We start from the raw sequence: 21,323 nt of genomic DNA on the forward strand, positions 1-21,323 counted from the left end.
CGTCGCGTTCAAGGTTCGAAGAGTCCCTTGTTTACGGGATGGCGGCACTCTACATCGGCACCCATGAAGCTCAGCCTGCCGTTCGTCAAAAAACACCCCTGTGTGGCCATCGTCCGCCTGTCCGGAGCCATCGGCATGGCCGGGCGCGGGTCCTTGAACGACGCCACGCTGGCGCCGGTTCTGGAGAAAGCCTTTCGCAAGGGAAAACCTGCGGCCGTGGCGCTTGAGATCAATTCACCAGGCGGATCCCCTGTCCAAAGTTCAATGATCGGTGCGCGCATTCGACGTTTATCAGAAGAACTGAACGTGCCAGTTTTCGCTTTTGTCGAGGACGTCGCTGCATCCGGTGGGTATTGGCTGGCTGCCGCAGCGGATGAGATCTGGGCCGATGACAGTTCCGTGCTGGGATCGATCGGTGTGATCTCGGCTGGATTTGGCGCGCATGTCTTTCTGGCGCGGCAAGGGTTTGAGCGGCGGGTTCATACCGCTGGGAAATCGAAGTCCATGCTCGACCCGTTTTCACCAGAAAAGAAAGAGGACGTAGCCCGCCTGCAAGGGTTGTTGGGTGATATCCACGAGAATTTCATTGCGCATGTCAAAGATCGGCGCGGGGACAAGCTGAATCAGGAAACTGATCTGTTCACGGGCGAGGTCTGGCTGGCGCGTCGCGCGCAGGAACTGGGGCTGATCGACGGCATCGCCCATCTGAAGCCAAAGATGCAGGACCGTTTCGGTGACAAGGTCAAATTCCGCCGCTATGGCGTGAAAAAACCGATCTGGACCCGGTTTGGGACCAGCCTGGCGCAGGACGCTATTGCAGGATTAGAGGAGCGGGCAGCCTACGCGCGTTTCGGTTTGTGACGTGATCGTAAAGGCTGTCACTCTTTTTCTGATCGCAATGGGCGTATTGGCAATGTTCGGCAAGCTGCGGTTTCCTGGGCAAAAGAAGCTAAGCTCGGCGAAATGTCCGCGATGCGGTCGCTATCGCATCGGAAAAGGCCCTTGTGCCTGTAAAAAAGGAGGCCGGGCTTGATCACCACGTGGCTGCTGTCTGGTCTTGGCCTGTTGATCCTGTTGCTGGCAGGCGATGCCTTGGTGCGTGGCGCAGTGAACCTGAGCCTGCGCTTGGGGGTCCCGGCCTTGATCGTCAGCCTTACGATTGTGGCCTTCGGCACGTCCGCGCCCGAGTTGCTGATTGCTATCAGCGCCGTCAAGGAACACGCACCGGGTATTGCGCTAGGTAATGTTGTCGGATCAAACACGGCCAACATCCTGTTGGTTCTTGGTCTTCCTGCGATGCTGGCAACGATCCATACCAGCGAATGCGACAGCCGTAGGAACTATGCCTTCATGCTGATGGCGACGGCCCTGTTCATAGGGTTGGCGTTTTGTGGAACATTCACCGTCGTCAGCGGCCTGATCCTGCTGGCGGCTTTGGGCCTGGTTCTGATGAATGCGTTTCGAGAAGCAAAGGCGCACCGCAAGGCCTGTGGGGAAGCCTGTGCCGATGACGACGACCTTGAAGGCCTGGAAGAAGCTGATCCTGACATGCCTTACTGGAAGGTATCGGTTTACCTGATCCTCGGCCTTGTGGGCCTTCCTATGGGGGCGCACCTGCTGGTGGAAAATGCGACGGTCATCGCCCGGACATATGGTGTCAGTGAAACGGTTATCGGTCTGACCCTGATTGCGGTTGGAACGTCTTTACCCGAACTGGCGACAACCGTGATGGCCGCTTTGCGCCGACAGGCCGATGTGGCCCTTGGCAACGTGATTGGCTCGAACATGTTCAACCTTCTGGCCATTATCGGGATCGCAACCTGGTTCGGGCGTATCCCGGTCGATCCCGATTTCCTGCATTTTGACCTTTGGGTCATGCTGGGCGCTTCGCTGCTTCTGGTTCCCTTTGTTGTTTTCAAGCAGGATATCTCTCGCGGTTGGGGGCTGGTGCTGACCTTCCTTTATGCGCTTTATGTCACTGTATTGCTGGTGTGATCTGACAAAACGAGGTGAAGCATGACCCGAGCTTTAGTGACCGGTGCCGGTATTCGTCTGGGCCGGGCCATGGCGCTTTATCTGGCGGGTCGTGGATATGATGTCGCCGTTCATTATGCGTCCTCAGAACGCCCCGCGCACGAGACTGTGGCGGAGGTACAGGCTATGAGCCGACGGTCAGTGGCATTGCAGGCTGATCTGCTGGATGAGGCAGAGGTGCAGGATCTGCTGCCCAAAGCAGCCGAGGCTCTGGGCGGGCCGATCACCTGTCTGGTGAACAACGCCTCGATCTTTGAGTATGACAGCGTTCACACCGCGACCCGCCAAAGCTGGGACCGCCATCTCGACAGCAATCTGCGCGCACCGTTCGTTTTGACCCAAGCCATGGCTGGGCAGGGGCTGGCCCCGGACACGGACGAAAATGGCGAACCCCTTGCGACCGGTCTGATCATCAACATGGTGGACATGCGTGTACGCAAGCTGACACCCGAGTTCATGTCTTACACCATCGCCAAAATGGGGCTATGGACGCTGACCCGTACCTCGGCACAGGCGCTGTCCCCTGCAATCCGGGTCAATGCCATCGGACCCGGACCGACGGTACAGGGGCATCGTCAAAGCGCTGAGCATTTCCAGGCGCAACGAACGAATACTGTTCTGGAACGTGGGTCAAATCCGTCGGATATCACCGCGGCCTTGGGATATTTTCTGGATGCACACGCAGTAACGGGGCAACTGATATGCGTGGATGGCGGCCAACACCTGGGGTGGAAAACACCGGACGTTCTGGGAGTTGAATAAGCAATATCGCTGCAAGTTTTGCACCGCGCACGTTTGTGTTACCTGCGTGTTACAAAAATGTCTTTTTTTTCATACACTTGCTAAATGTGTGAAAAAATATCGTTAAAAATCAGCATCTTGATAATGTGCCTATTTTTTGTGCATGTTAATGAAGTGGTAATGAAACAAGGGAAATTCTAAGGCTGTGAAAACTTATCTTCACACTTATCCACAGGAATCGTGGATTTGTTTTCTCTTGATCTGAAGCCCGCAAGATTGCAGCCAGTATAAGAGAATCATATCGGAATCCCATGACTACCCACAGTGAATCGTCCCTGACCGGTTATGCCTGCATTCAGCGCTACGCAAAGACGCTGGACAGCTCACCCGGGGTGTACCGGATGCTGGATGCCGACAGTCGGGTTTTATACGTGGGCAAGGCGCGAAACCTGAAGGCGCGGGTGTCGAACTATACAAGGCCGGGTCACTCGGGCCGTATCGAGAAGATGATTTCCTCGACCGCTTCGATGATGTTTCTAACCACAAGAACGGAAACCGAAGCGCTGCTGCTGGAGCAGAACCTGATCAAGCAGCTTAAACCGAAATACAATGTGCTGCTGCGGGACGACAAAAGCTTTCCGAACATCCTGGTCGCCAAGGATCATGACTTTCCGCAGATCAAAAAACACCGTGGGGCGAAGAAGGAAAAAGGCGCCTATTTCGGACCATTTGCCAGCGCGGGTGCTGTAAACCGCACATTGAACCAGCTGCAAAAGGCATTCCTGCTGCGTAACTGTTCGGATTCCATGTTCGACAGCCGCACGCGGCCCTGTCTGCTTTATCAGATCAAACGGTGTTCCGGGCCGTGTGTCGGTTTGATTTCGGCGCAAGATTACAGTGAAAGCGTCAAGGATGCAGAACGTTTCCTGTCGGGGCGCTCGACCAAGGTGCAGGAGGAACTGGCTGAACAGATGATGGCGGCGTCCGAGGCTATGGAGTTCGAACGCGCCGCCGGTCTGCGCGACCGCATCCGGGCGCTGACGCAGGTACAGACCGCGCAAGGCATCAACCCTCGTGGCGTGACCGAGGCGGATGTGATCGGCCTTTATATGGACAGCGGGCAAGCCTGTGTTCAGGTATTCTTCATCCGGGCCAACCAGAACTGGGGCAACAAGGACTTTTATCCGCGTGTTGGCCCGGATGTATCACATGCCGAAGTGATGGAGGCTTTCCTTGGCCAGTTCTACGACAACAAGGAACCACCACGGCAGTTGATCTTGTCGGACGGGATCGAAAACGCCGATTTAATGCAGGAGGCTTTGTCCGAGAAAGCCGGGCGCAAAGTCGAAATCCTTGTCCCGCTGCGTGGTGAGAAACAGGAACTGGTTGCAGGTGCCTTGCGCAATGCGCGAGAGTCTCTGGCCAGGCGCATGTCGGAAAGCGCCACGCAGGCCAAGTTGCTGCGCGGGGTGGCAGAGGCGTTTGATCTGGATAGTCCACCGGGACGGATTGAGGTCTACGATAACTCTCATATCCAAGGCACTAACGCGGTGGGTGGTATGATCGTGGCAGGGCCCGACGGGTTCATGAAAAACGCCTATCGCAAGTTCAACATTCGCGGCGACGACCTGACGCCGGGTGATGATTTCGGCATGATGAAAGAGGTTCTGAACCGTCGCTTCACCCGCCTGCAAAAAGAAGACCCGGATCGGGATAAAGGGCTTTGGCCCGACCTGCTGTTGATCGATGGCGGTGCCGGACAGGTCAGCGCCGTGCACGAGATCATGCAGGCCCACGGGGTCGAAGACATTCCGATGGTCGGTGTTGCCAAAGGGGTCGACCGTGACCACGGCAAGGAAGAGTTTCACCGGATCGGCCAGCGCCCCTTTGCCCTAAAACGCAACGATCCGGTCTTGTACTTTATTCAACGGTTAAGGGACGAGGCGCACCGTTTTGCCATTGGCACCCATCGCGCGAAACGCGCCAAGGCCGTTGGTGCCACGCCGCTGGATGAAATTCCGGGCGTCGGGGCTGCACGCAAGCGCGCATTGCTGACTCACTTCGGCAGCGCCAAAGCGGTAAGCCGGGCCAATCTGGCAGACCTGAAAGCGGTCGAGGGAATCTCGGCCGGGTTGGCTCAGAAAGTCTATGATTTCTTCCACGACAAGGGTTAGACCTGTCGCCCCCGCCACAGGATATAGAGGCCCGAGGCCACAATAAGCGCGCTGCCGACCCACATAGTACGGTCCAGGCTTTCGCCGAACAGGGCGATACCCAACCCGATACCGAACAGCAGTCGCGTATAGCGGAACGGGGTCACCGCTGACACTTCACCCGTGCGCATTGCGTTCATGAGCGCGGTATAGGCCATGACGCCCATCAGAACCGCGCCCGTCAGATGCAGGCTGGTGTGCGTGCTAACCGGTGTCATGGGTGCGCCTTCCCACACCCGATAGGCAAGGCCCGCGACGATAATGCTGAGGAAACCATAAAACCCCAGTACTTCGGTTCCAAGGGTCGCAGGGGCCGCGCGGCTGGCCAGATCACGCCCTGCGAACCCTAACATACCCAGCACGGCCAGCATCGACAGCAGTGAAAAACTGTCCCCGGTCGGTTGCAGAATAATGACGACTCCGATCATACCGACAAAAATCGCGCTCCATCGCCGCCAACCAACCGCTTCACCAAAGAATAATGCCGCGCCTGCGACCACAACCAAAGGCGTTGCTTGCAAGATCACGGTGGCCGAGGACAAGGGCGTCAACGCAATGGCGAGCACATAGAATAGCCGACCAAAGACTTCGAACAGCACCCGAACTTTCATCGGGCGGGATAGAACGTCTGGGTGTATCAGACGTTTTCCGCGAGCCGACGCCAGTGCCGCAAAGATTACGGACCCGCCAGTCCCGAACAGAACCAGAACCTGCCAGATCGGAAGCGCGGTCGATGCTGCTTTCAGCAACGCATCCTCCAACGCAAAGCCCGCCATTGCGGCCACCATCCACAGGCTGCCGACCATGTTCGACCGGGCGTCGGTTTGAATATGCGCTGTCATCCTGAACGTTCCACTTTGCAGTCGACGGGCAATCTGACTGCAAAGACGTGAAACGCCAAGTGCACGAGGCGCAAAGCGTCGGACCTGCGGCGCTTTGACCAAGCTGTTGTGAGTGATGTAGTTTTTTACCGGTTTGTCTTTTCTGTCTTGAACCGGCGATATAGGGTCCAAGCCATGAAGTGGAATTTGCCCAATATCCTGACGGTTCTACGCCTGCTGGCTGCGCCCGGTCTGGCCGTAATGTTTTTGTACTTCACCCGGCCCTATGCGGACTGGTTCGCTTTGATCCTGTTCCTTTCGGCGGCGATCACCGATTGGTTTGATGGCTATCTGGCCCGTGCGTGGAAACAGGAAACCAAGATGGGCGCGATGCTGGATCCGATTGCCGACAAGGCAATGGTGGTGATCGCGCTGATGATTCTGGTTGGCTATTCGACCGAACACTGGACGCCATGGCTGGTGCTACCCGCCACCGTGATCCTGTTCCGCGAGGTTTTTGTCTCGGGCCTGCGCGAATATCTGGGCGATGTGGCGGGGACGCTGAAGGTTACAAAGCTGGCCAAGTGGAAAACAACAGCGCAGATGATCGCCATCGCCGTGCTGTTCTCGCAGGGCATCTTTGAACACTATGCCGTGATGGCGAGTTTCGGCATGGACGACGCGCTGGTAGAACAGATTATCGCGGGCCAGGTTGAAGATGTGAATCACCTGCGCTGGAACATCCATGGTATGTTCTGGGCAGGCCAGATCGGGCTGTGGTTGCTGTGGATTGCGGCGGCGCTGACATTGATCACCGGCTATGATTACCTACGTAAAGCCATGCCACATCTGAAGGAGATCTGAGGGATGGATGTGCTGTATTTTGCATGGGTACGCGAACGTATCGGTTTGCCAAAGGAAAAAGTCGAGACGCAGGCAGTCACTGTCAATGATCTGGTGGCCGAGTTGAGCGCGCGGGAAGAACGCTATGCCGCGGCATTTGCCGATTTGTCCGCCCTGCGCGTTGCACTGGATCAGGAGTTGTCGGATTTTGACGCCTCGCTGTCGGGCGTTCGGGAAGTGGCGTTTTTTCCACCAATGACGGGCGGTTGAGCGATGCGGATCGCTGTTCAGCAGGAAGCATTCGATCTGGGCGCCGAGGCCAATGCTTTTGCCGCCGGGGATGATGCCAACGGAGCCATTGTCACCTTCACTGGCGTTGTGCGCGACCTGGCAAGCGGTGATCTGGATGTGATGGAGATTGAACACTATCCGGGTATGACGGAACGGGCGCTGACCAAGATTGCCCAGGAAGCCAAGGAGCGGTGGTCATTGGGTGACGTGCTGGTGATCCATCGTCATGGCCGACTGGCCCCGGGAGACAGGATCATGATGGTGGCGACCGCTGCGCCGCATCGTAAAGATGCGTTTGAGGCAGCGGAATATCTGATGGATTATCTGAAGTCTCGCGCACCTTTCTGGAAGAAGGAAATCACCCACTCTGGTGCGGAATGGGTCGCAGCCAAAGACGAAGACGAAGACGCGCTGACCCGGTGGTAGTGATTTAGCGACCGTTTATTCTTGCAAACTTGGGCGGTGGCGCAAGGTCGTATACTTAATCCGCGTTGTTGATCCGTCCGCGCAGTTCTTCGGCCTCCTGACGCGCGGCCCGCAGGCCATCCATAGCAGCTGCCAGCTCGGCCTCTGTCTGGGTTAGCTGGTTTGTCAATTCGGCCTCACGTTGCTGCAAATAGGTGATGGCCTGATCGCGGGTTTCCTCGGCCTCGTGCAACTCCTGACTCATCCGATCCAGATCGGCAACGTCGCTTTGACTTACTCGGGACAGGCGGTGCGCCAACCAGTTGGCAAACCAGCCCATGCAGAAGGCGGCGAACAGGATAATGGCAGTTACAATGACGAATTCTGTTCTGTTCAACTTACTGGTCCCCTGCATCCGCATCTGGTGCGGTCGTGTCGGTTTGGTCCTCTGCGGAAGTCGCAGCCTCGGCCTCAAGCGCTTCAAGGCCTGTTTCTCTACCCTCAACAGGCTCAGGGCGGATCAGACGGAACTCGATCCGGCGGTTTTCTTCCCGACCCTCTTCGGTGTCGTTGTCAGCGATGGGTTGCGTTTCCCCATACCCCACGGCGGTGTAGCTGCTGGTAGGAATGCGCCGCCCGCGCAGCTCGTTCAGAATGGATTGCGCCCGCGCCTGGCTGAGTTGTTGGTTCATCTCTTCACGGCCCTGACTGTCTGTGTGGCCCTGAATCTCCATACGGATCGGACCGCAGTCGCGCAGGATATCCGCAATCTGGTTCACCACATCGCGCGAGTCTGATGCAATCGTGGCCGATCCGGGCTCAAAGGCGATTTTGCTGGTGGCCTGAATTTCAGCAATTTGGGCCTCGCAGACTTCCGGGTCGGGCAGGGCGTCCTCGGGTTCCGGTGGGGGCTGATAGGTGATGGTCAGGGTGTATTCCTGCCCCTCGCCCAACTTGTCGGACAATTGACCTGCGATGCGGGCCTTGGCGTCTTCTTCGTGGCTGAGGCCGATCAGTTCGACCGTATCGGGTGTTACGGTCAATACGCCGTTGTGGAGCTGACCCAAAGCCTCCAGACCGGCCAGAACACGTACAGGCCAGTCCGTCGGGAGATCCGAAACGATGCGGGTGGCAGTATATACCTGATCGGATCCAAAGGCCGCGCGCGCGTAGCTGTCGACCATGTCGCGCAGAGTTTCATCACCCAGCCGTCCGCGCAATTGCACCAGCCCTTCAGGGCTGCGGGTGGCCGAGAACTCGACCGGGCCATTTGGGTTCGTTGTCTCAGGCTCGGGCAATACGGCGTGCAAGGCGAAGACCGCAGGCAGCTCGGTTTCAAGCTCGCCCACAACCCGGTCGAACAACGCAGGATCGGTTCCCTCCGCTGCGATCAGGGTAATGTCCGCGTCTGACATGGTGACCGAACCCTGGCCTATCCGGAACAGCGCCTGAATGCTTTTCTCGGCTGCTTCTGGCCAGCGTGGCGATGGTTCGCCCAAGGCGATGGTGCAGGAATAAGGCCCCGTTAACCCGGCGTTTTTCGCGGCGGCCACGATTCGGTCACGTGCCTTCTCATCCTGCGCCGAGCAGGCGTCAAAATGCCCGCCTTCTTCGTCGATCAGGTAACGCAAAGTAAACGGAGTGACGACCGGGCGAGGTGCTGAAATTGCCAGCCCAACCCGCAGGCTGGGCGGTGCCGTACGCGTCAGGTCGCGTTCCAGTTTTTGTTTTTCTTGCTGACTGTTGGCAATTGCCGTGATCCTGACCAGATCCGGGCTGGCGGAAATTTTGGCGCGGGGCAGGTGGGTCAGGGCCTCCAACGCGTAAGATATTGCGGCATCCCACCCTTTGGGCTTTGGGTAATCTGCTGTTTCCATCAGGTCCGAAATGGCAACAGATCTGTCCAGATTGCCAAGCCGTTGGATCAGCTTGTCCCTGTTCTCACTGGCGGGGATCAGACCTATCACCGAAATTCCACTGTCATTTCGCAGGATTTCTACCGAAAAGCGCGGTGCTGCGAGGGCGGAAGTTGCGATAACCTCCATTTCGTCGATTACGCGGGATGTATCAACTTCGGTTCCCGCAGCGGTCAGCGCGTTAAAGCGGGTCGCTTCATCTGGCGCTGTACCGGTCAGGACCACCCGCAAACCATCGGCTTCGACCTCGGCCCAATCGTGTCCTTTCAGGTCCAGCGAGCGCCGTACAGCGAGTTCCGATGATTCTTCGATCTCGGTAACAGCATAGCTGGCCGCCAGAAGTGACAGGCCAGCTGATACAAGAAAGATCAGGGAAACAGCGATAAAATACGGCAGACGCATGTTTGGGTTTGGCACTCCTCAGGCGTTTGCGCCGATCTTTACAGGCCCCGTTCAGCGGGTGCAATCAGAGCAACAAGGCGACGCAAAGGAAGATCAGCGGAATAAAGCCGGTATCGCGGTTGGCCCGAAACAGCAGCAGCAGCTTGGCGTTGTCTTCGGTATCAAGCCCGCGCAATTGCCACATCATGTGCCAGCCCATGGCCCAGGGGCCGCAAAGCGCGACCCCCAACGCCAGAATTGACGCGTCAGGCACCCCGGCATCAATAATGGCCAGCCCCATCAGCGATACTGTTGCGACCAGAAAATACTTCAGCCATTTCGCCGTGTCGGTGCCGAACAGGCGCGCGGTGGATTTGATGCCGACCAGTTCATCGTCCTCGGTATCCTGATGTGCATAGATCGTGTCATAGAACAGGGTCCAGGCGATGCCGGACAGGTACAGCGTGCCAGCAGGCCAGCCGAGCGACCCGCTATGCGCCGTCCAGGCCAGTAATGCGCCCCAGTTGAAGGCCAGCCCCAGAAAAACCTGAGGCCACCAGGTAAACCGCTTGGCAAACGGATAAACGGTCACCGGCAGCAAAGATAACACACCCATGGCAATCGCCGCCTGATTGAAGCTGAGAAGAATGCCGAGCGCCAGAAGGCTTTGCAGTATCATCCAGGCCGCAGCTTGCCGGACACTGACTTGCCCCGACGGTATCGGGCGCGAGCGTGTGCGTTCAACCTGTGCGTCGAATTCCCGGTCTGTAATGTCGTTCCACGTGCAACCGGCACCTCGCATCAAAAAAGCTCCGAATGCGCAGCCTAGGGCAATCCACAGATCTTCCCAACGCGGTTGACCGTCATGCAGGATGGCCAGCGCCAGCCCCCACCAACATGGAAGCAGCAACAGCCATGTGCCGATGGGCCGGTCCGCGCGGCTGAGGCGCAGATACGGTCGGGCAAAGGCTGGGGCATATGTGTCGACCCAGTTGCCGGTGACGGCATCGGCGACTTGACCATCTGGTGTTGGGGCATTGCCTTGCATATGTAGGTCTCATGAGTGCGAAAATCAGACTGTATGTAGAGCAGCCCTTGGGTCAGGGGCAATCGGTTCCTTTGACGCGCGATCAGGCGCACTATCTGTTTGGCGTCATGCGACTGCCGGTTGGCGGAGCAGTGGCGCTGTTTAACGGCAAAGATGGAGAGTGGCTGGCCGAGGTGGCCGAGTCCGGAAAACGCGGCGGAGCTCTGACCTGTGTCAGGCAGACCAAACCTTTGCAGCTGCCCCCCGACCTGTGGCTCCTGTTTGCGCCGATCAAAAAGGCGCGCACTGATTTCATTGTTGAAAAAGCCGCTGAAATGGGCGCGGCTCGCATCCTGCCAGTTCAGACCGAATTCACCAACGCAGACCGTATCCGGCAAGACCGGCTTCAGGCTCATGCAATCGAAGCCGCTGAACAATGCGGAGGAACCTACGTGCCCGAGGTGGCAGACCTTCAGCGGCTGGACCGCGTGCTGAAGACCTGGCCTGAAGGTCGACAGTTGATGTTCTGCAACGAAGCCGAGGTCGGTTCGGCCCTGCGGCTGGCAGCGAATGAAAAAGGGCGCGCCTGGGCGATTCTCATCGGCCCGGAGGGCGGGTTTTCCAACGCTGAGCGTGCGCGGCTGTCGGCTTTACCCTATGCGCATGTGGTCAGTCTTGGCCCGCGTATTCTGCGGGCGGATACAGCGGCGGTGGCCGCATTGACCATGTGGCAGCAGGCATTGGGGGATTGGTCGTGATTCGCGAGGCGGTTCAATCGGATGCCCCGGCGCTTGAGAGGTTTCTGTCCCGCTACCCTGACAGTTCAATGTTTTTGCGCAGCAATTTGGCGGCCCACGGGGTGGGGTTGAATGCGAATGAATATTCCAGCCGCTACTTCATCTGGGGTGAGGATCAGGTCCGGGGTGTCTTCGGGCTCGGCAAGAAGGGCTATCTGATGGTTCAATTGCCCAACGCCGAAACCGAAGCTGTCGAGTGTTTCGCGCGGATGATCGAAGGCGAAACCGTTTTGGGTATGACGGGAGATGCACCTCAGGTCGAGCTGACGTTGGGCGCTCTGGGATTGGGGAAGGCGAAGTACCGGTTGAATCACGATGAACCGCTTTATCGACGTGACCTGCGAGGTCTGACTGAGGCACCTGTTCCTTATCGCGATTTGCGCGCCGAGGATCGGTCAAGACTGCACACTTGGTTCGCGGATTACATCGAGGATACCGGACAGGCCGCAGGCGAAGAGGCGCGTGAGCTTGCCGCAGAGCGCGTCGAGGCGGAAATGACCGCAGGCAGGGCGATTGTCCTGATGGAAGGCGACGCGCCGGTTGCCATGGCATCCGTGAATGCCAGGGTTCACGACCAAGTTCAGGTCGGTGGTGTTTTTGTTCCACGTAAAAACAGAAATCGTGGCCTGGGTCGACGGGTTACGACCGCATTGATGCAGAAAGCAAAATCCGAGGGTGCGGCGGCCGCGATCCTGTTTGCGAACAACGCACCTGCCGCCCGTGCCTATGAGGCGATTGGGTTCCAACAGGTGGGTTGGTACAAGGTCGCTTTGCTGCAGGAACCGCAAAGGGTGCTCTCATGAGTTTCATCCGACCCGAGGCAAAACTGGCGCTTTGGCGTTGGCGCGAGGTTCTGGTTGCGGCTTTTGTCCTGATCCTTGGTCTGAGCTGGATCAGCGGGCCGGGTGGGCTGCTGGCTTGGGTAGGCTGGTTTCTGATTGTCGTGTCAGCGGCTTTGACTGTGATCGGCATACAGCGCGCGCGCTTCAGAACAGGTGTGGGGGGGCAAGGTGTCGTGACGATTGATGAAGGTCAGATCACTTATCTGGGCCCCTTGGATGGCGGCATCGTCGCGTCCCGCGAAATTGAGCGTCTGGCCCTTGACCCGACCTCCGACCCTGCACATTGGGTTCTGGATCAGCCGGGCCAGCCAGCGCTTCACATTCCTGTGAATGCAGAAGGAGCCGAGGCATTGTTCGACGTATTCTCAAACCTGCCGGGCCTCAAAACCGAGCAAATGCTATCGGAACTCAACGGCAAATCGCAGCATCCGGTCGTTATCTGGGAACGTACACCGTCGCGCCCGGCGCATCTGCCGTTGCATTGACACTGGCGCCATTTACGACCACCACTTGACCTTCAAAACAGACACAGCAGGATCGGAGCACGGTTCATGTCCATCCCTCAGTCCGGCGGCGGTCCGATCGAACGCCATGAACAACTGGCCGAATATCTGGAATCGGGTTGCAAACCCAAGCAAGATTGGCGCATCGGCACCGAGCATGAGAAATTCGGCTATTGCAAGGACACGCTGAAACCTCTGCCTTTTGAAGGAAAGCGATCCATTGTCGCCGTGTTGGAGGGGTTGCGGGATCGCCACGGCTGGGGAGAGGTCCGTGAATCCGGTCATCTGATCGGTCTTGAAAAGGACGGCGCAAATGTCAGCCTTGAACCGGGTGGCGCGCTGGAGCTGTCGGGTGCCCCTCTGGAGACGATCCATGAAACCTGCGATGAGGTGAACACTCACCTGCGCGAGGTGAAGGATATCGCCGATGAGATCGGTGTGGGATTCATCGGTCTGGGCGCGGCGCCGATCTGGACGCATGACCAGATGCCGCTGATGCCCAAGGGGCGGTATCGGCTGATGAACGATTATATGGAAAAAGTCGGCACCATGGGCCGCGCCATGATGCGGCGGACGTGTACCGTTCAGGTTAATATCGACTTCGGGTCCGAAGCCGACATGGTACAGAAACTGCGCGTGGCGCTGGCATTGCAGCCGGTAGCGACGGCGCTGTTTGCCAATTCTCCGTTCTTCGAAGGTAAAGTGAACGGTCAGAAAAGCTGGCGCAGCCATATCTGGCGACATCTGGACGATGCGCGCACGGGCATGTTGCCCTTCGTGTTCGAGGATGGCTTTGGATTCGAACGCTATGTCCAATACGCGCTCGATGTGCCGATGTATTTCGTCTACCGCGACGGGCAGTACATTAATGCGCTGGGCATGTCGTTCCGAGATTTCCTCAAGGGTGAGTTGCCTGCATTGCCGGGTGAAACGCCGACCCTGTCGGATTGGGCCGATCACCTGACAACGGCCTTTCCCGAAGCGCGGATCAAGAAGTTCATGGAGATGCGCGGCGCGGATGGTGGCCCTTGGCGACGGCTTTGCGCCTTGCCCGCCTTCTGGGTCGGGCTGACCTATGACCAAACCGCGCTGGATGCGGCGTGGGATCTGGTCAAGGGCTGGGATGCTGAAACGCGCGAGGCGCTGCGTGTTGCGGCGGCCAAAGACGGGCTTCAAGCGCAGGTTGGCAACGTCAACATGCATGATCTGGCGCGTGAAGTTGTGGCAATCTCCGAGGCGGGCCTGAAAGCCCGTGTGCGCCCTGGTGCTGGTGGTTTGGTCCCGGATGAGACGCATTTCCTGAACGCGTTGAAGGAAAGCATCGACACCGGCAAGGTTCCGGCAGATGAGTTGCTGGAACACTACAATGGCGACTGGAATGGCGACCTGACCCGGATTTATCCCGAATACAGCTATTGATGCGCACCGTCCCGCTTGCATTCGCGGGGCGGGGCCGATAGCAGGTTCTCGACCAAATTCAGAGGGCCGTCATGGACGATCTTAAGGCAAAGTATCTGGGCCAAATCGCCGAAGCAGGCGACGAAAACGCGCTTGAGGCGATCCGCGTCGCGGCTGTTGGCAAAAAAGGCGAGGTCGCGCTGAAGATGCGCGAGCTGGGCAAGATGACGCCCGAGGAACGTCAGGTCGCAGGCCCGGCGCTGAATGCCCTGAAGGATGAGATTAACTCGGCGCTGTCCGCCAAGAAAGCCGCGCTGGCCGATGTTGCACTGGATGAGCGCCTGCGGACCGAATGGCTGGACGTCACCCTGCCGACCCGCCCGCGCCGTCAGGGGTCAATCCACCCGATCAGCCAGGCGACCGAGGAACTGACAGCGATCTTTGCTGAACTGGGCTTCTCGGTGGCCGAAGGGCCGCGTGTTGAAGACGACTGGTACAATTTCGACGCGCTGAACATCCCCGGTCACCACCCCGCACGGGCCGAGATGGACACGTTCTATATGCACCGCGCCGAGGGTGATGACCGCCCGCCGCATGTGCTGCGCACCCATACCTCGCCTGTCCAGATTCGCTCAATGGAGAAACAGGGTGCACCGATCCGCGTAATCTGTCCGGGCGGCGTGTACCGCGCCGATTACGACCAGACCCACACGCCGATGTTCCATCAGGTCGAGGGGCTGGCCATCGACAAGGACATCTCGATGGCGAACCTGAAATGGGTTCTGGAAGAGTTCGTGAAAGCATTCTTCGAGGTCGATGATGTCGAACTGCGCTTCCGCGCCTCGCACTTCCCCTTCACCGAGCCGTCGGCCGAGGTCGATATCCGCTGTTCGTGGGATAACGGCCAGCTGAAGATCGGCGAGGGCGACGACTGGATGGAGATTCTGGGTTCCGGCATGGTTCACCCCAAGGTGATCGCCGCTGGAGGGATCGACCCCGAGGTCTATCAGGGTTTTGCGTTCGGGATTGGCATCGACCGTCTGGCGATGCTGAAATACGGCATTCCGGATTTGCGGGCGTTCTTTGATAGCGACCTGCGCTGGCTGCGCCACTACGGGTTTGCAGCGCTGGATATGCCAAACCTGCATGGTGGTTTGTCGCGGTAGAGAGCACATCGGACGACTGGCTGACCGCATATAAGGATTGGTGGAAGCAAAAGGCTTCTAGGCATCCACTGCTTTGGTGTTTGTGTTTGTTCCTCGCGATGTTTGTGACGCCAACTTTTGTGCTGTGGGTTTGGAAAAGCCAGCCGGTTGCAGTTCTGATTGCTTTTGTTGCATCGGCACTTCTGTTCTTGCCCGGAATTCTAATTGCTGGTTTCGAGTTTTTGCGGCCTGCTGTGTTTCAGATGCGCGATAGAATTCAGAGAGAAAAAACTCAGGACCTCATTTACAAACGCAATTGCGGGTTTTGGAAGTGGTGGTGAGCAGTTGGTTTGGCTGCTAAGCGCGGCTTGATGCTTTGACCTGACGTAGGGCGGGCTTCAGCCCGCCATGTGCGATGGGTGGGTGCCGAGCTGAAGCCCGGCCTACGTTCGGACCACACCGATATGTTAAGTGACAGGGCGGAATGCCTCGTTAGGGTCGGGCGCATGATCTGTCGATTGCTCTGCCTTCTTCTGCTGATGACCGGGCCCGCCTTTGCCATGGGGCCCTGGAAAACCGAATGCCACGGCGATATTGTCTGTGATCTCGGTGACCGCTCGTATCACGTTTTAGAACCTGATGGCTGGGATGGTGAAACACCTCTGCCGGTGCTGCTGCATTTCCATGGCTGGTCCCGGCAGGGGACCGTGGTGGTGAACCACGAACGGATTGCCGGGGCCACGAAACGTCGGGGTGTGCTGCTGGTGGCCCCGAACGGTCTGGGCAAAAGCTGGGATTTCTGGTCCGCAAGCTCGGATGATGTGCCTTTTGCCGACCGGGTGCTTGAGGATGTCGCCCGGCGCTATCCGATCGACGCGACCCGCATCTATGTATCAGGCTATTCCTTTGGAAGTGCGATGGCGTGGCGCTTTGTCTGCGAAACCGGCGATGATATCGCGGCGCTGCTGGGTGTGGCCGGAACACTCCGCCAGACCGAGACCTGCCCGCAAGCCCCGCAAGAGGTGCGGCATGTCCATGGGACAGATGACACGGTGATGGATTTCCCGTTTGGTCCGGGTGGCGATACAACGTATCCGGTGGCGCTGTGGCGTGAGAAATACGGCTGCGATGCAGCCACCCCGCGGGGTGATTGGAGTGTGGAACCGTTCCTGACCCTTAGCCGAGTGGAATGGACCGATTGCACGCAGGGGCAGGTGATGCTGGACACGCATCCCGGTGGACATTTCATCCCCCATGGCTGGATCGGATGGCAGCTGGATGAGCTTTTGGGCCGCACCCCCACGTATCCGTGACGCGCAGAGCTTGCACCCCGGCGCATTCTTTGCCATTGCCTGTGCCGACTGGATGTTTGCCAAAAAAGGCCCCGTGCAATGAAATTCACTCTGTCCTGGCTGAAAGACCACCTCGACACTGATGCTTCGGTTGATGAAATCGCCGAGGCGCTGACCGATCTCGGGCTTGAGGTCGAAGAGATCGTGAACCCGGCCGAACGGCTGGCAGGTTTTACACTGGGCTATGTGAAACACGCCGAAAAACACCCCGACGCAGACAAGCTGCGCGTTTGCAAGGTCGATACGGACGAGGGCGAGCTACAGATCATCTGCGGTGCGCCCAATGCGCGTGAAGGGATCACCGTCGTGGTCTGCAAACCGGGCATGTACATCCCTGGCCTGGACCTGACCATCAGCGTCGGCAAGATCCGCGGTATCGAGAGCTTTGGCATGATGGCGTCCGAGCGTGAGCTGGAGCTGTCGGATGAACATGACGGCATCATCGAACTGCCCTTGGGCGAAGTGGGTGATACATTCGTGGACTGGCTTGCAGAAAACGACCCATCCAAAGTCGACCCGATGATCGAAATCGCGATCACTCCGAACCGTCCGGATGCGCTGGGGGTTGAAGGGATTGCGCGCGATCTGGCCGCGCGTGGAATTGGCACGTTGAAGCAGCGTGATTATACGCCTGTTCCGGGTGATTTCGAGTGTCCGATCAAGGTGTCAATCGAAGAAGACACGCTGGACGGAGCGCCGCATTTCACCGGTCGTCTGATCCGTGGCGTGAAGAATGGCCCCAGCCCGCAATGGCTGCAGGATCAGTTGAAGGCCATAGGTCTGCGTCCGATCTCGGCGCTGGTGGATATCACCAATTACATGACCTACGATCACAACCGCCCGTTGCACGTGTTCGACGCCGACAAGGTGCAGGGCAACCTGCGGGTGCACCGCGCCAAAGGCGGAGAGACGCTGGTCGCGCTGGATGAAAAAGAATACACGCTGCAACCCGGAATGATGGTGATTTCGGATGACAAAGGCCCGGAATCGATTGCGGGCATCATGGGCGGTGAGGAAACCGGATGTACCGAGGAAACGGTAAACGTTTTCCTCGAAAGCGCGTTCTGGGATCATGTGCAAATCGCGCTCACAGGCCGTGCGCTCAAGATCAATTCCGACGCGCGCTATCGGTTCGAGCGCGGTGTCGACCCGGAATACACCCGCGAGGGGCTGGAACACGCGACCCAGATGATTCTGGACATCTGCGGCGGAGAAGCCTCCAACGTGGTTGAGGCTGGCAAAGCGCCGAACCATGCGCGTGCCTACAAGCTGAATGCGGAAAGGGTGCAGTCTCTGGTCGGGATGGATATCCCCGAAAGCGAACAGCGGCAGACCCTGACCCGTCTGGGCTTTCGTCTGGAAGGCGAGATGGCCCATGTCCCCAGCTGGCGCCCGGATATCCTGGGCGAGGCTGATCTGGTGGAAGAGGTCGCGCGGATTGCTTCCTTGACCAAGCTGCAAGGCCGGCCGTTGCCGCGCGTGACCGAGGGGATACCGAAACCGGTGATGACCCCGGCGCAGCGCCGTCAGTCCATGGCGCGCCGTACCTGCGCGGCGCTGGGTTATAACGAATGCGTCAGTTATACGTTCATTGATCAGGCTTCGGCGGCTTTGTTCGGTGGTGGCGATACTACGACCATGCTGGAAAACCCGATCTCATCCGAGATGAGCCATATGCGCCCCGATCTGCTGCCCGGCCTGTTGCAGGCTGCCGCCCGCAATCAGGCGCGCGGATTCGCGGACGTCGCCCTGTTCGAGGTCGGTCCGGTCTTTCACAATGGCGAGCCGGGTGATCAGAAAACCCAGATCACCGGCCTGCTGGTAGGACGTTCTGGCCCCAAGGATGTGCACGGTGCTGCGCGCCCAGTGGACGTGTTCGACGCCAAGGCAGACGTCGAGGCTGTTCTGGCCGCCATTGGCGCGCCCGAAAAGGTTCAGATTCTGCGCGACGGCGATCCATGGTGGCATCCGGGTCGTCATGGCAAAATCTGTCTGGGTCCGAAAAAAGTACTGGCTGTCTTCGGAGAGTTGCACCCGCGCGTTTTGCAGGCAATGGACATAAAAGGTCCGGCAATGGCGTTCACCATCTGGCTGGACGAAGTGCCTTTGCCCCGCAAATCCGGTACCACCCGCGCTGCGTTGGAACTACGCGACTTGCAGGCGGTCGAGCGTGATTTTGCCTTTGTCGTCGATGCCGATGTCGAAGCGCTGACGTTGGTGAACGCAGCCGCGGGTGCCGACAAGGCGCTGGTCGAGAGCGTGCGTGTCTTTGACGAATTCATCGGCGGCAGCCTTGGCGAAGGCAAAAAGTCTCTTGCCATTACCGTACGCCTGCAACCGACCGAGGCGACGCTGAAGGAAAAAGACATCGAAGCCGTGGCCGAGAAGATCATTGCTAAGGTTGCCAAGGCGACGGGCGGAGTTCTGCGCGGTTAGAGCTCTGAGGCTCCAATGGAAAGCGCGCCTTCGGGCGCGTTTTTTATTTGGACAGGAACTTGGTCAGTAAGTCATAGACCAGCCGGATGCGGCGGCTGGTGTGCAACTCGCGATGCGTGGTCAACCAGATCGGAAATGTGATAGCCTCCATCCCGGGGCACACACGCTCCATACCTGGTGTCGCATCGCCGACGGTCTGCGACATGGGCGCGATGCCAAAGCCTTGTTTGGCGTATTCCCAAGCCACTATTCCGTTCTGAGACCCAAGCCGGAAATTCTCGTTGGTCAGGTGAATGCCAAGCGGCTTCAGATAGGCGATCATCTGATTGTTGTCGCCAAAGCTGATGAACTCATGCCGTGAAAGGTCCTGCTTTGATTTCGGGCGTCCCGCACGGTTGAGATACTCTGTGGTTGCATAGAAATGCCCCGACGCCTCCTGTACCAGCTTCGCGATTAGGTCGGGTTGATCAGGACGGACATGGCGGATCGCGATATCTGCCTCGCGCCGCATAAGATCCTGAATATCGTTTGAGGCAATCACGTCAATCCGCAGGCGCGGGGCTTGCGCCCGGATTTCGCGCAGCAGGTCGGGCAAGACATAGGCCGACATCACGTCACTGGCGGTGATGCGAACCCGGCCTTCAATGGATTGTGCCTGTCCGGACGCCGTCAGCGCGATGCGGTTGGCGGCGTCCCCCATTTTGCGAGTATGATCCAGCAGCTCCAATCCGGCCTGAGTGATCTCAAGAGTTCTGCCAGCCCGTTCAAACAGCATCACGCCCAGGTCCTGTTCAAGCGCTGCTATCTGACGACTCAGCGTAGGCTGGGTTTGCCGTAGCTGCCGTGCCGCTGCGGAAAATGACCCGGTTTCAGCCGTCGCCAGAAAGGCCCGGATGTGGTTCCAATCAAAATCGCCAAACTCATTCATACAAAAATGTATAGTAAACCTGCAAATTTCGGCAATTTATATTCGGTCTGCGCATGAATAAATTCTCTCCGAAAGGAGACCCCTCAATGACCACCACTGCGAAATTCTGGGATGGAGTGGCCGAGAAATATGCCCGCTCGCCTATCAAAGACATGGCTTCGTACGAGCAAACGCTGGAACGGACAGCGTCTTACCTGAAGAAAACCGATGATGTTCTGGAACTTGGGTGCGGCACGGGTATGACTGCTCTGAAGCTGTCCGGATATGTAGGATCTATCACTGCAACCGACGTGTCCCCCGGTATGTTGGCCGTTGGACGTCGAAACGCCGCTTCGCAAAGCATCGAAAACGTCACCTTTACCGAGGCTGATGCAAATCGACCGCCTGAGGGTTCATTTAATGCGGCGCTGGCATTCAATCTTTTGCACCTGGTCGAAGATCTGGATCTGACATTGAGCCAAGTACATTCGGTCCTTAAACCCGGCGGACTGTTTATTTCGAAAACATTTTGCCGACCGTCCAGTGCGGCGAGCCTGAAGTATTACGCTATTCGTCTCGCGCTTCCGATCATGCAGTTCTTTGGTAAGGCTCCGTTTGTGCGATTCCTGCCTGAGGCGGATCTTGATGCGGCCCTTGAACGCGCCGGGTTCAGCATCATCGAGAGCGACAGTTTCCCCTTACGTGACGCCCGCCGATTCCTAGTGGCTCGTAAAATGTAAGGTTCTTCCGGAATTCGCGTTGGGCTTTGGGTGTGGGACCCTTAAATTGGTCGGAAACAACAGCGGAGTTTGCCATGGGCCTGAACGTTTATCTTTCCGGAGAAATCCACACTGACTGGCGTGAACAGATCATCGATGGGGCGCAAGGCTTGGACGTGACCTTCAACAGCCCTGTTACTGATCACGCGGCCAGTGATGATTGTGGTGTGGCCATTCTGGGGGCCGAGCCGAACAAGTATTGGCACGACCACAAGGGAGCGATGGTCAATGCGATCCGGACCCGCAAGGGGATTGCGGATGCGGATGTTGTCGTCGTCAGGTTTGGTGACAAGTACAAACAGTGGAACGCCGCCTTTGACGCGGGTTATGCTGCAGCACTGGGCAAGTCTATCATCGTTCTGCACGGCCCGGATCATCAGCACGCGCTGAAAGAAGTTGATGCCGCCGCACTGGCCGTGGCGGAAGAACCCGCTCAGGTGGTCGAAATTCTGCGTTACGTGCTGACAGGTGCTCTGCCTGGCTGATCGATAA

Annotated in this window: 21 protein-coding genes; 16 read left to right on the forward strand and 5 right to left on the reverse strand. The window is 58.1% G+C overall.

The features are described 5' to 3' along the window. Nucleotides 1-63: 63 nt before the first annotated feature. The 4 genes from ACR0ES_RS06100 to uvrC all read left to right on the forward strand — a co-directional run bounded on the left by ACR0ES_RS06100 (nucleotide 64) and on the right by uvrC (nucleotide 4,949). Nucleotides 64-861 carry a S49 family peptidase gene (locus ACR0ES_RS06100; protein ID WP_480869884.1) on the forward strand — a complete coding sequence of 266 codons (798 nt, stop codon included), beginning with the start codon at nucleotides 64-66 and terminating at the stop codon, nucleotides 859-861. A gap of 171 nt (nucleotides 862-1,032) precedes the next feature. Continuing rightward, nucleotides 1,033-1,995, forward strand: coding sequence for a calcium/sodium antiporter (locus ACR0ES_RS06105; RefSeq protein ID WP_480870028.1), 963 nt, complete (start codon nucleotides 1,033-1,035; stop codon nucleotides 1,993-1,995). Nucleotides 1,996-2,016: 21 nt separating this feature from the next. Next, nucleotides 2,017-2,796: an SDR family oxidoreductase gene (locus ACR0ES_RS06110; RefSeq protein ID WP_480869886.1), complete on the forward strand. Its 780-nt coding sequence runs from the start codon at nucleotides 2,017-2,019 to the stop codon at nucleotides 2,794-2,796. A gap of 290 nt (nucleotides 2,797-3,086) precedes the next feature. Continuing rightward, nucleotides 3,087-4,949 (forward strand): excinuclease ABC subunit UvrC, encoded by a 1,863-nt coding sequence (uvrC, locus tag ACR0ES_RS06115; RefSeq protein WP_480869887.1) that lies wholly within the window; start codon nucleotides 3,087-3,089, stop codon nucleotides 4,947-4,949. Here uvrC and ACR0ES_RS06120 read toward each other — a convergent pair. Beyond that, the gene (locus tag ACR0ES_RS06120; RefSeq protein ID WP_480869889.1) at nucleotides 4,946-5,830 is read right to left on the reverse strand and encodes a DMT family transporter; all 885 of its coding nucleotides are present in this window, start codon (nucleotides 5,828-5,830) and stop codon (nucleotides 4,946-4,948) included. The genes uvrC and ACR0ES_RS06120 overlap by 4 nt on opposite strands. A 174-nt stretch (nucleotides 5,831-6,004) precedes the next feature. On the opposite strand from ACR0ES_RS06120, the gene pgsA reads away from it, so the two are divergent. From pgsA to ACR0ES_RS06135, 3 genes are read left to right on the forward strand one after another with little or no spacing between them, the layout of a single operon-like run. Beyond that, entirely contained in the window at nucleotides 6,005-6,673 is a 669-nt protein-coding gene (gene pgsA, locus ACR0ES_RS06125; RefSeq protein ID WP_480773378.1) for a CDP-diacylglycerol--glycerol-3-phosphate 3-phosphatidyltransferase, read from the forward strand. A gap of 3 nt (nucleotides 6,674-6,676) precedes the next feature. Next, complete coding sequence (moaD, locus tag ACR0ES_RS06130; RefSeq protein WP_209506660.1) at nucleotides 6,677-6,922, forward strand: molybdopterin converting factor subunit 1; 246 nt, start codon at nucleotides 6,677-6,679, stop codon at nucleotides 6,920-6,922. A gap of 3 nt (nucleotides 6,923-6,925) precedes the next feature. Continuing rightward, a complete protein-coding gene (locus ACR0ES_RS06135) occupies nucleotides 6,926-7,369 on the forward strand; it encodes a molybdenum cofactor biosynthesis protein MoaE (RefSeq protein WP_480494390.1) in 444 nt (147 codons plus the stop codon). A 55-nt stretch (nucleotides 7,370-7,424) separates the two neighbouring features. On the opposite strand, the gene ACR0ES_RS06140 is transcribed toward ACR0ES_RS06135, so the two are convergent. The 3 genes from ACR0ES_RS06140 to ubiA all read right to left on the reverse strand — a co-directional run bounded on the left by ACR0ES_RS06140 (nucleotide 7,425) and on the right by ubiA (nucleotide 10,693). Further along, nucleotides 7,425-7,745: a hypothetical protein gene (locus tag ACR0ES_RS06140; RefSeq protein WP_267365430.1), complete on the reverse strand. Its 321-nt coding sequence runs from the start codon at nucleotides 7,743-7,745 to the stop codon at nucleotides 7,425-7,427. Between the two features lies 1 nt (nucleotide 7,746). Further along, nucleotides 7,747-9,666, reverse strand: a complete 1,920-nt coding sequence (locus ACR0ES_RS06145; protein WP_480483002.1) for an OmpA family protein — start codon at nucleotides 9,664-9,666, stop codon at nucleotides 7,747-7,749. A gap of 64 nt (nucleotides 9,667-9,730) precedes the next feature. Then, nucleotides 9,731-10,693 carry a 4-hydroxybenzoate octaprenyltransferase gene (gene ubiA / locus ACR0ES_RS06150; protein ID WP_480773377.1) on the reverse strand — a complete coding sequence of 321 codons (963 nt, stop codon included), beginning with the start codon at nucleotides 10,691-10,693 and terminating at the stop codon, nucleotides 9,731-9,733. 11 nt (nucleotides 10,694-10,704) lie between these two features. Between ubiA and ACR0ES_RS06155 the strand changes: the two genes are divergently transcribed. The 7 genes from ACR0ES_RS06155 to pheT all read left to right on the forward strand — a co-directional run bounded on the left by ACR0ES_RS06155 (nucleotide 10,705) and on the right by pheT (nucleotide 19,145). Then, nucleotides 10,705-11,430: a 16S rRNA (uracil(1498)-N(3))-methyltransferase gene (locus ACR0ES_RS06155; RefSeq protein WP_480486558.1), complete on the forward strand. Its 726-nt coding sequence runs from the start codon at nucleotides 10,705-10,707 to the stop codon at nucleotides 11,428-11,430. Beyond that, nucleotides 11,427-12,272 (forward strand): GNAT family N-acetyltransferase, encoded by an 846-nt coding sequence (locus ACR0ES_RS06160; RefSeq protein ID WP_480483007.1) that lies wholly within the window; start codon nucleotides 11,427-11,429, stop codon nucleotides 12,270-12,272. The genes ACR0ES_RS06155 and ACR0ES_RS06160 overlap by 4 nt, the downstream gene beginning before the upstream one ends. After that, complete coding sequence (locus ACR0ES_RS06165) at nucleotides 12,269-12,796, forward strand: hypothetical protein (RefSeq protein WP_480486560.1); 528 nt, start codon at nucleotides 12,269-12,271, stop codon at nucleotides 12,794-12,796. Before ACR0ES_RS06160 ends, ACR0ES_RS06165 begins: the two co-directional genes overlap by 4 nt. A 66-nt stretch (nucleotides 12,797-12,862) precedes the next feature. Beyond that, a complete protein-coding gene (locus tag ACR0ES_RS06170; RefSeq protein ID WP_480869891.1) occupies nucleotides 12,863-14,233 on the forward strand; it encodes a glutamate--cysteine ligase in 1,371 nt (456 codons plus the stop codon). 71 nt (nucleotides 14,234-14,304) lie between these two features. Next, the gene (gene pheS, locus ACR0ES_RS06175; protein WP_480483013.1) at nucleotides 14,305-15,378 is read left to right on the forward strand and encodes a phenylalanine--tRNA ligase subunit alpha; all 1,074 of its coding nucleotides are present in this window, start codon (nucleotides 14,305-14,307) and stop codon (nucleotides 15,376-15,378) included. A gap of 485 nt (nucleotides 15,379-15,863) precedes the next feature. After that, complete coding sequence (locus ACR0ES_RS06180) at nucleotides 15,864-16,670, forward strand: CE1 family esterase (protein WP_480483015.1); 807 nt, start codon at nucleotides 15,864-15,866, stop codon at nucleotides 16,668-16,670. A gap of 78 nt (nucleotides 16,671-16,748) precedes the next feature. Beyond that, a complete protein-coding gene (gene pheT, locus ACR0ES_RS06185) occupies nucleotides 16,749-19,145 on the forward strand; it encodes a phenylalanine--tRNA ligase subunit beta (RefSeq protein ID WP_480869893.1) in 2,397 nt (798 codons plus the stop codon). A 43-nt stretch (nucleotides 19,146-19,188) separates the two neighbouring features. Here the strand turns inward: pheT and ACR0ES_RS06190 are convergent, their stop codons facing one another. Continuing rightward, nucleotides 19,189-20,073, reverse strand: coding sequence for a LysR family transcriptional regulator (locus tag ACR0ES_RS06190; protein ID WP_480869895.1), 885 nt, complete (start codon nucleotides 20,071-20,073; stop codon nucleotides 19,189-19,191). Nucleotides 20,074-20,159: 86 nt separating this feature from the next. Here ACR0ES_RS06190 and ACR0ES_RS06195 point away from each other — a divergent pair, with 86 nt between their 5' ends. Together ACR0ES_RS06195 and ACR0ES_RS06200 are read left to right on the forward strand one after the other, a co-directional pair. After that, the gene (locus ACR0ES_RS06195; protein ID WP_480545859.1) at nucleotides 20,160-20,792 is read left to right on the forward strand and encodes a methyltransferase domain-containing protein; all 633 of its coding nucleotides are present in this window, start codon (nucleotides 20,160-20,162) and stop codon (nucleotides 20,790-20,792) included. 74 nt (nucleotides 20,793-20,866) lie between these two features. Continuing rightward, nucleotides 20,867-21,316, forward strand: a complete 450-nt coding sequence (locus ACR0ES_RS06200) for a YtoQ family protein (protein WP_480545861.1) — start codon at nucleotides 20,867-20,869, stop codon at nucleotides 21,314-21,316. Nucleotides 21,317-21,323: the final 7 nt, after the last annotated feature.

This window comes from Ruegeria sp. N7 (assembly GCF_056531345.1).

Coding starts and splice junctions, on each gene's coding strand:
- ACR0ES_RS06100 (WP_480869884.1), top strand. CDS start 64: ATGAAGCTCAGCCTGCCGTTCGTCAAAAAACACCCCTGTGTGGCCATC.
- ACR0ES_RS06110 (WP_480869886.1), top strand. CDS start 2,017: ATGACCCGAGCTTTAGTGACCGGTGCCGGTATTCGTCTGGGCCGGGCC.
- uvrC (WP_480869887.1), top strand. CDS start 3,087: ATGACTACCCACAGTGAATCGTCCCTGACCGGTTATGCCTGCATTCAG.
- ACR0ES_RS06120 (WP_480869889.1), bottom strand. CDS start 5,830: ATGACAGCGCATATTCAAACCGACGCCCGGTCGAACATGGTCGGCAGC.
- pgsA (WP_480773378.1), top strand. CDS start 6,005: ATGAAGTGGAATTTGCCCAATATCCTGACGGTTCTACGCCTGCTGGCT.
- moaD (WP_209506660.1), top strand. CDS start 6,677: ATGGATGTGCTGTATTTTGCATGGGTACGCGAACGTATCGGTTTGCCA.
- ACR0ES_RS06135 (WP_480494390.1), top strand. CDS start 6,926: ATGCGGATCGCTGTTCAGCAGGAAGCATTCGATCTGGGCGCCGAGGCC.
- ACR0ES_RS06145 (WP_480483002.1), bottom strand. CDS start 9,666: ATGCGTCTGCCGTATTTTATCGCTGTTTCCCTGATCTTTCTTGTATCA.
- ubiA (WP_480773377.1), bottom strand. CDS start 10,693: ATGCAAGGCAATGCCCCAACACCAGATGGTCAAGTCGCCGATGCCGTC.
- ACR0ES_RS06155 (WP_480486558.1), top strand. CDS start 10,705: ATGAGTGCGAAAATCAGACTGTATGTAGAGCAGCCCTTGGGTCAGGGG.
- ACR0ES_RS06165 (WP_480486560.1), top strand. CDS start 12,269: ATGAGTTTCATCCGACCCGAGGCAAAACTGGCGCTTTGGCGTTGGCGC.
- ACR0ES_RS06170 (WP_480869891.1), top strand. CDS start 12,863: ATGTCCATCCCTCAGTCCGGCGGCGGTCCGATCGAACGCCATGAACAA.
- pheS (WP_480483013.1), top strand. CDS start 14,305: ATGGACGATCTTAAGGCAAAGTATCTGGGCCAAATCGCCGAAGCAGGC.
- ACR0ES_RS06180 (WP_480483015.1), top strand. CDS start 15,864: ATGATCTGTCGATTGCTCTGCCTTCTTCTGCTGATGACCGGGCCCGCC.
- pheT (WP_480869893.1), top strand. CDS start 16,749: ATGAAATTCACTCTGTCCTGGCTGAAAGACCACCTCGACACTGATGCT.
- ACR0ES_RS06190 (WP_480869895.1), bottom strand. CDS start 20,073: ATGAATGAGTTTGGCGATTTTGATTGGAACCACATCCGGGCCTTTCTG.
- ACR0ES_RS06195 (WP_480545859.1), top strand. CDS start 20,160: ATGACCACCACTGCGAAATTCTGGGATGGAGTGGCCGAGAAATATGCC.
- ACR0ES_RS06200 (WP_480545861.1), top strand. CDS start 20,867: ATGGGCCTGAACGTTTATCTTTCCGGAGAAATCCACACTGACTGGCGT.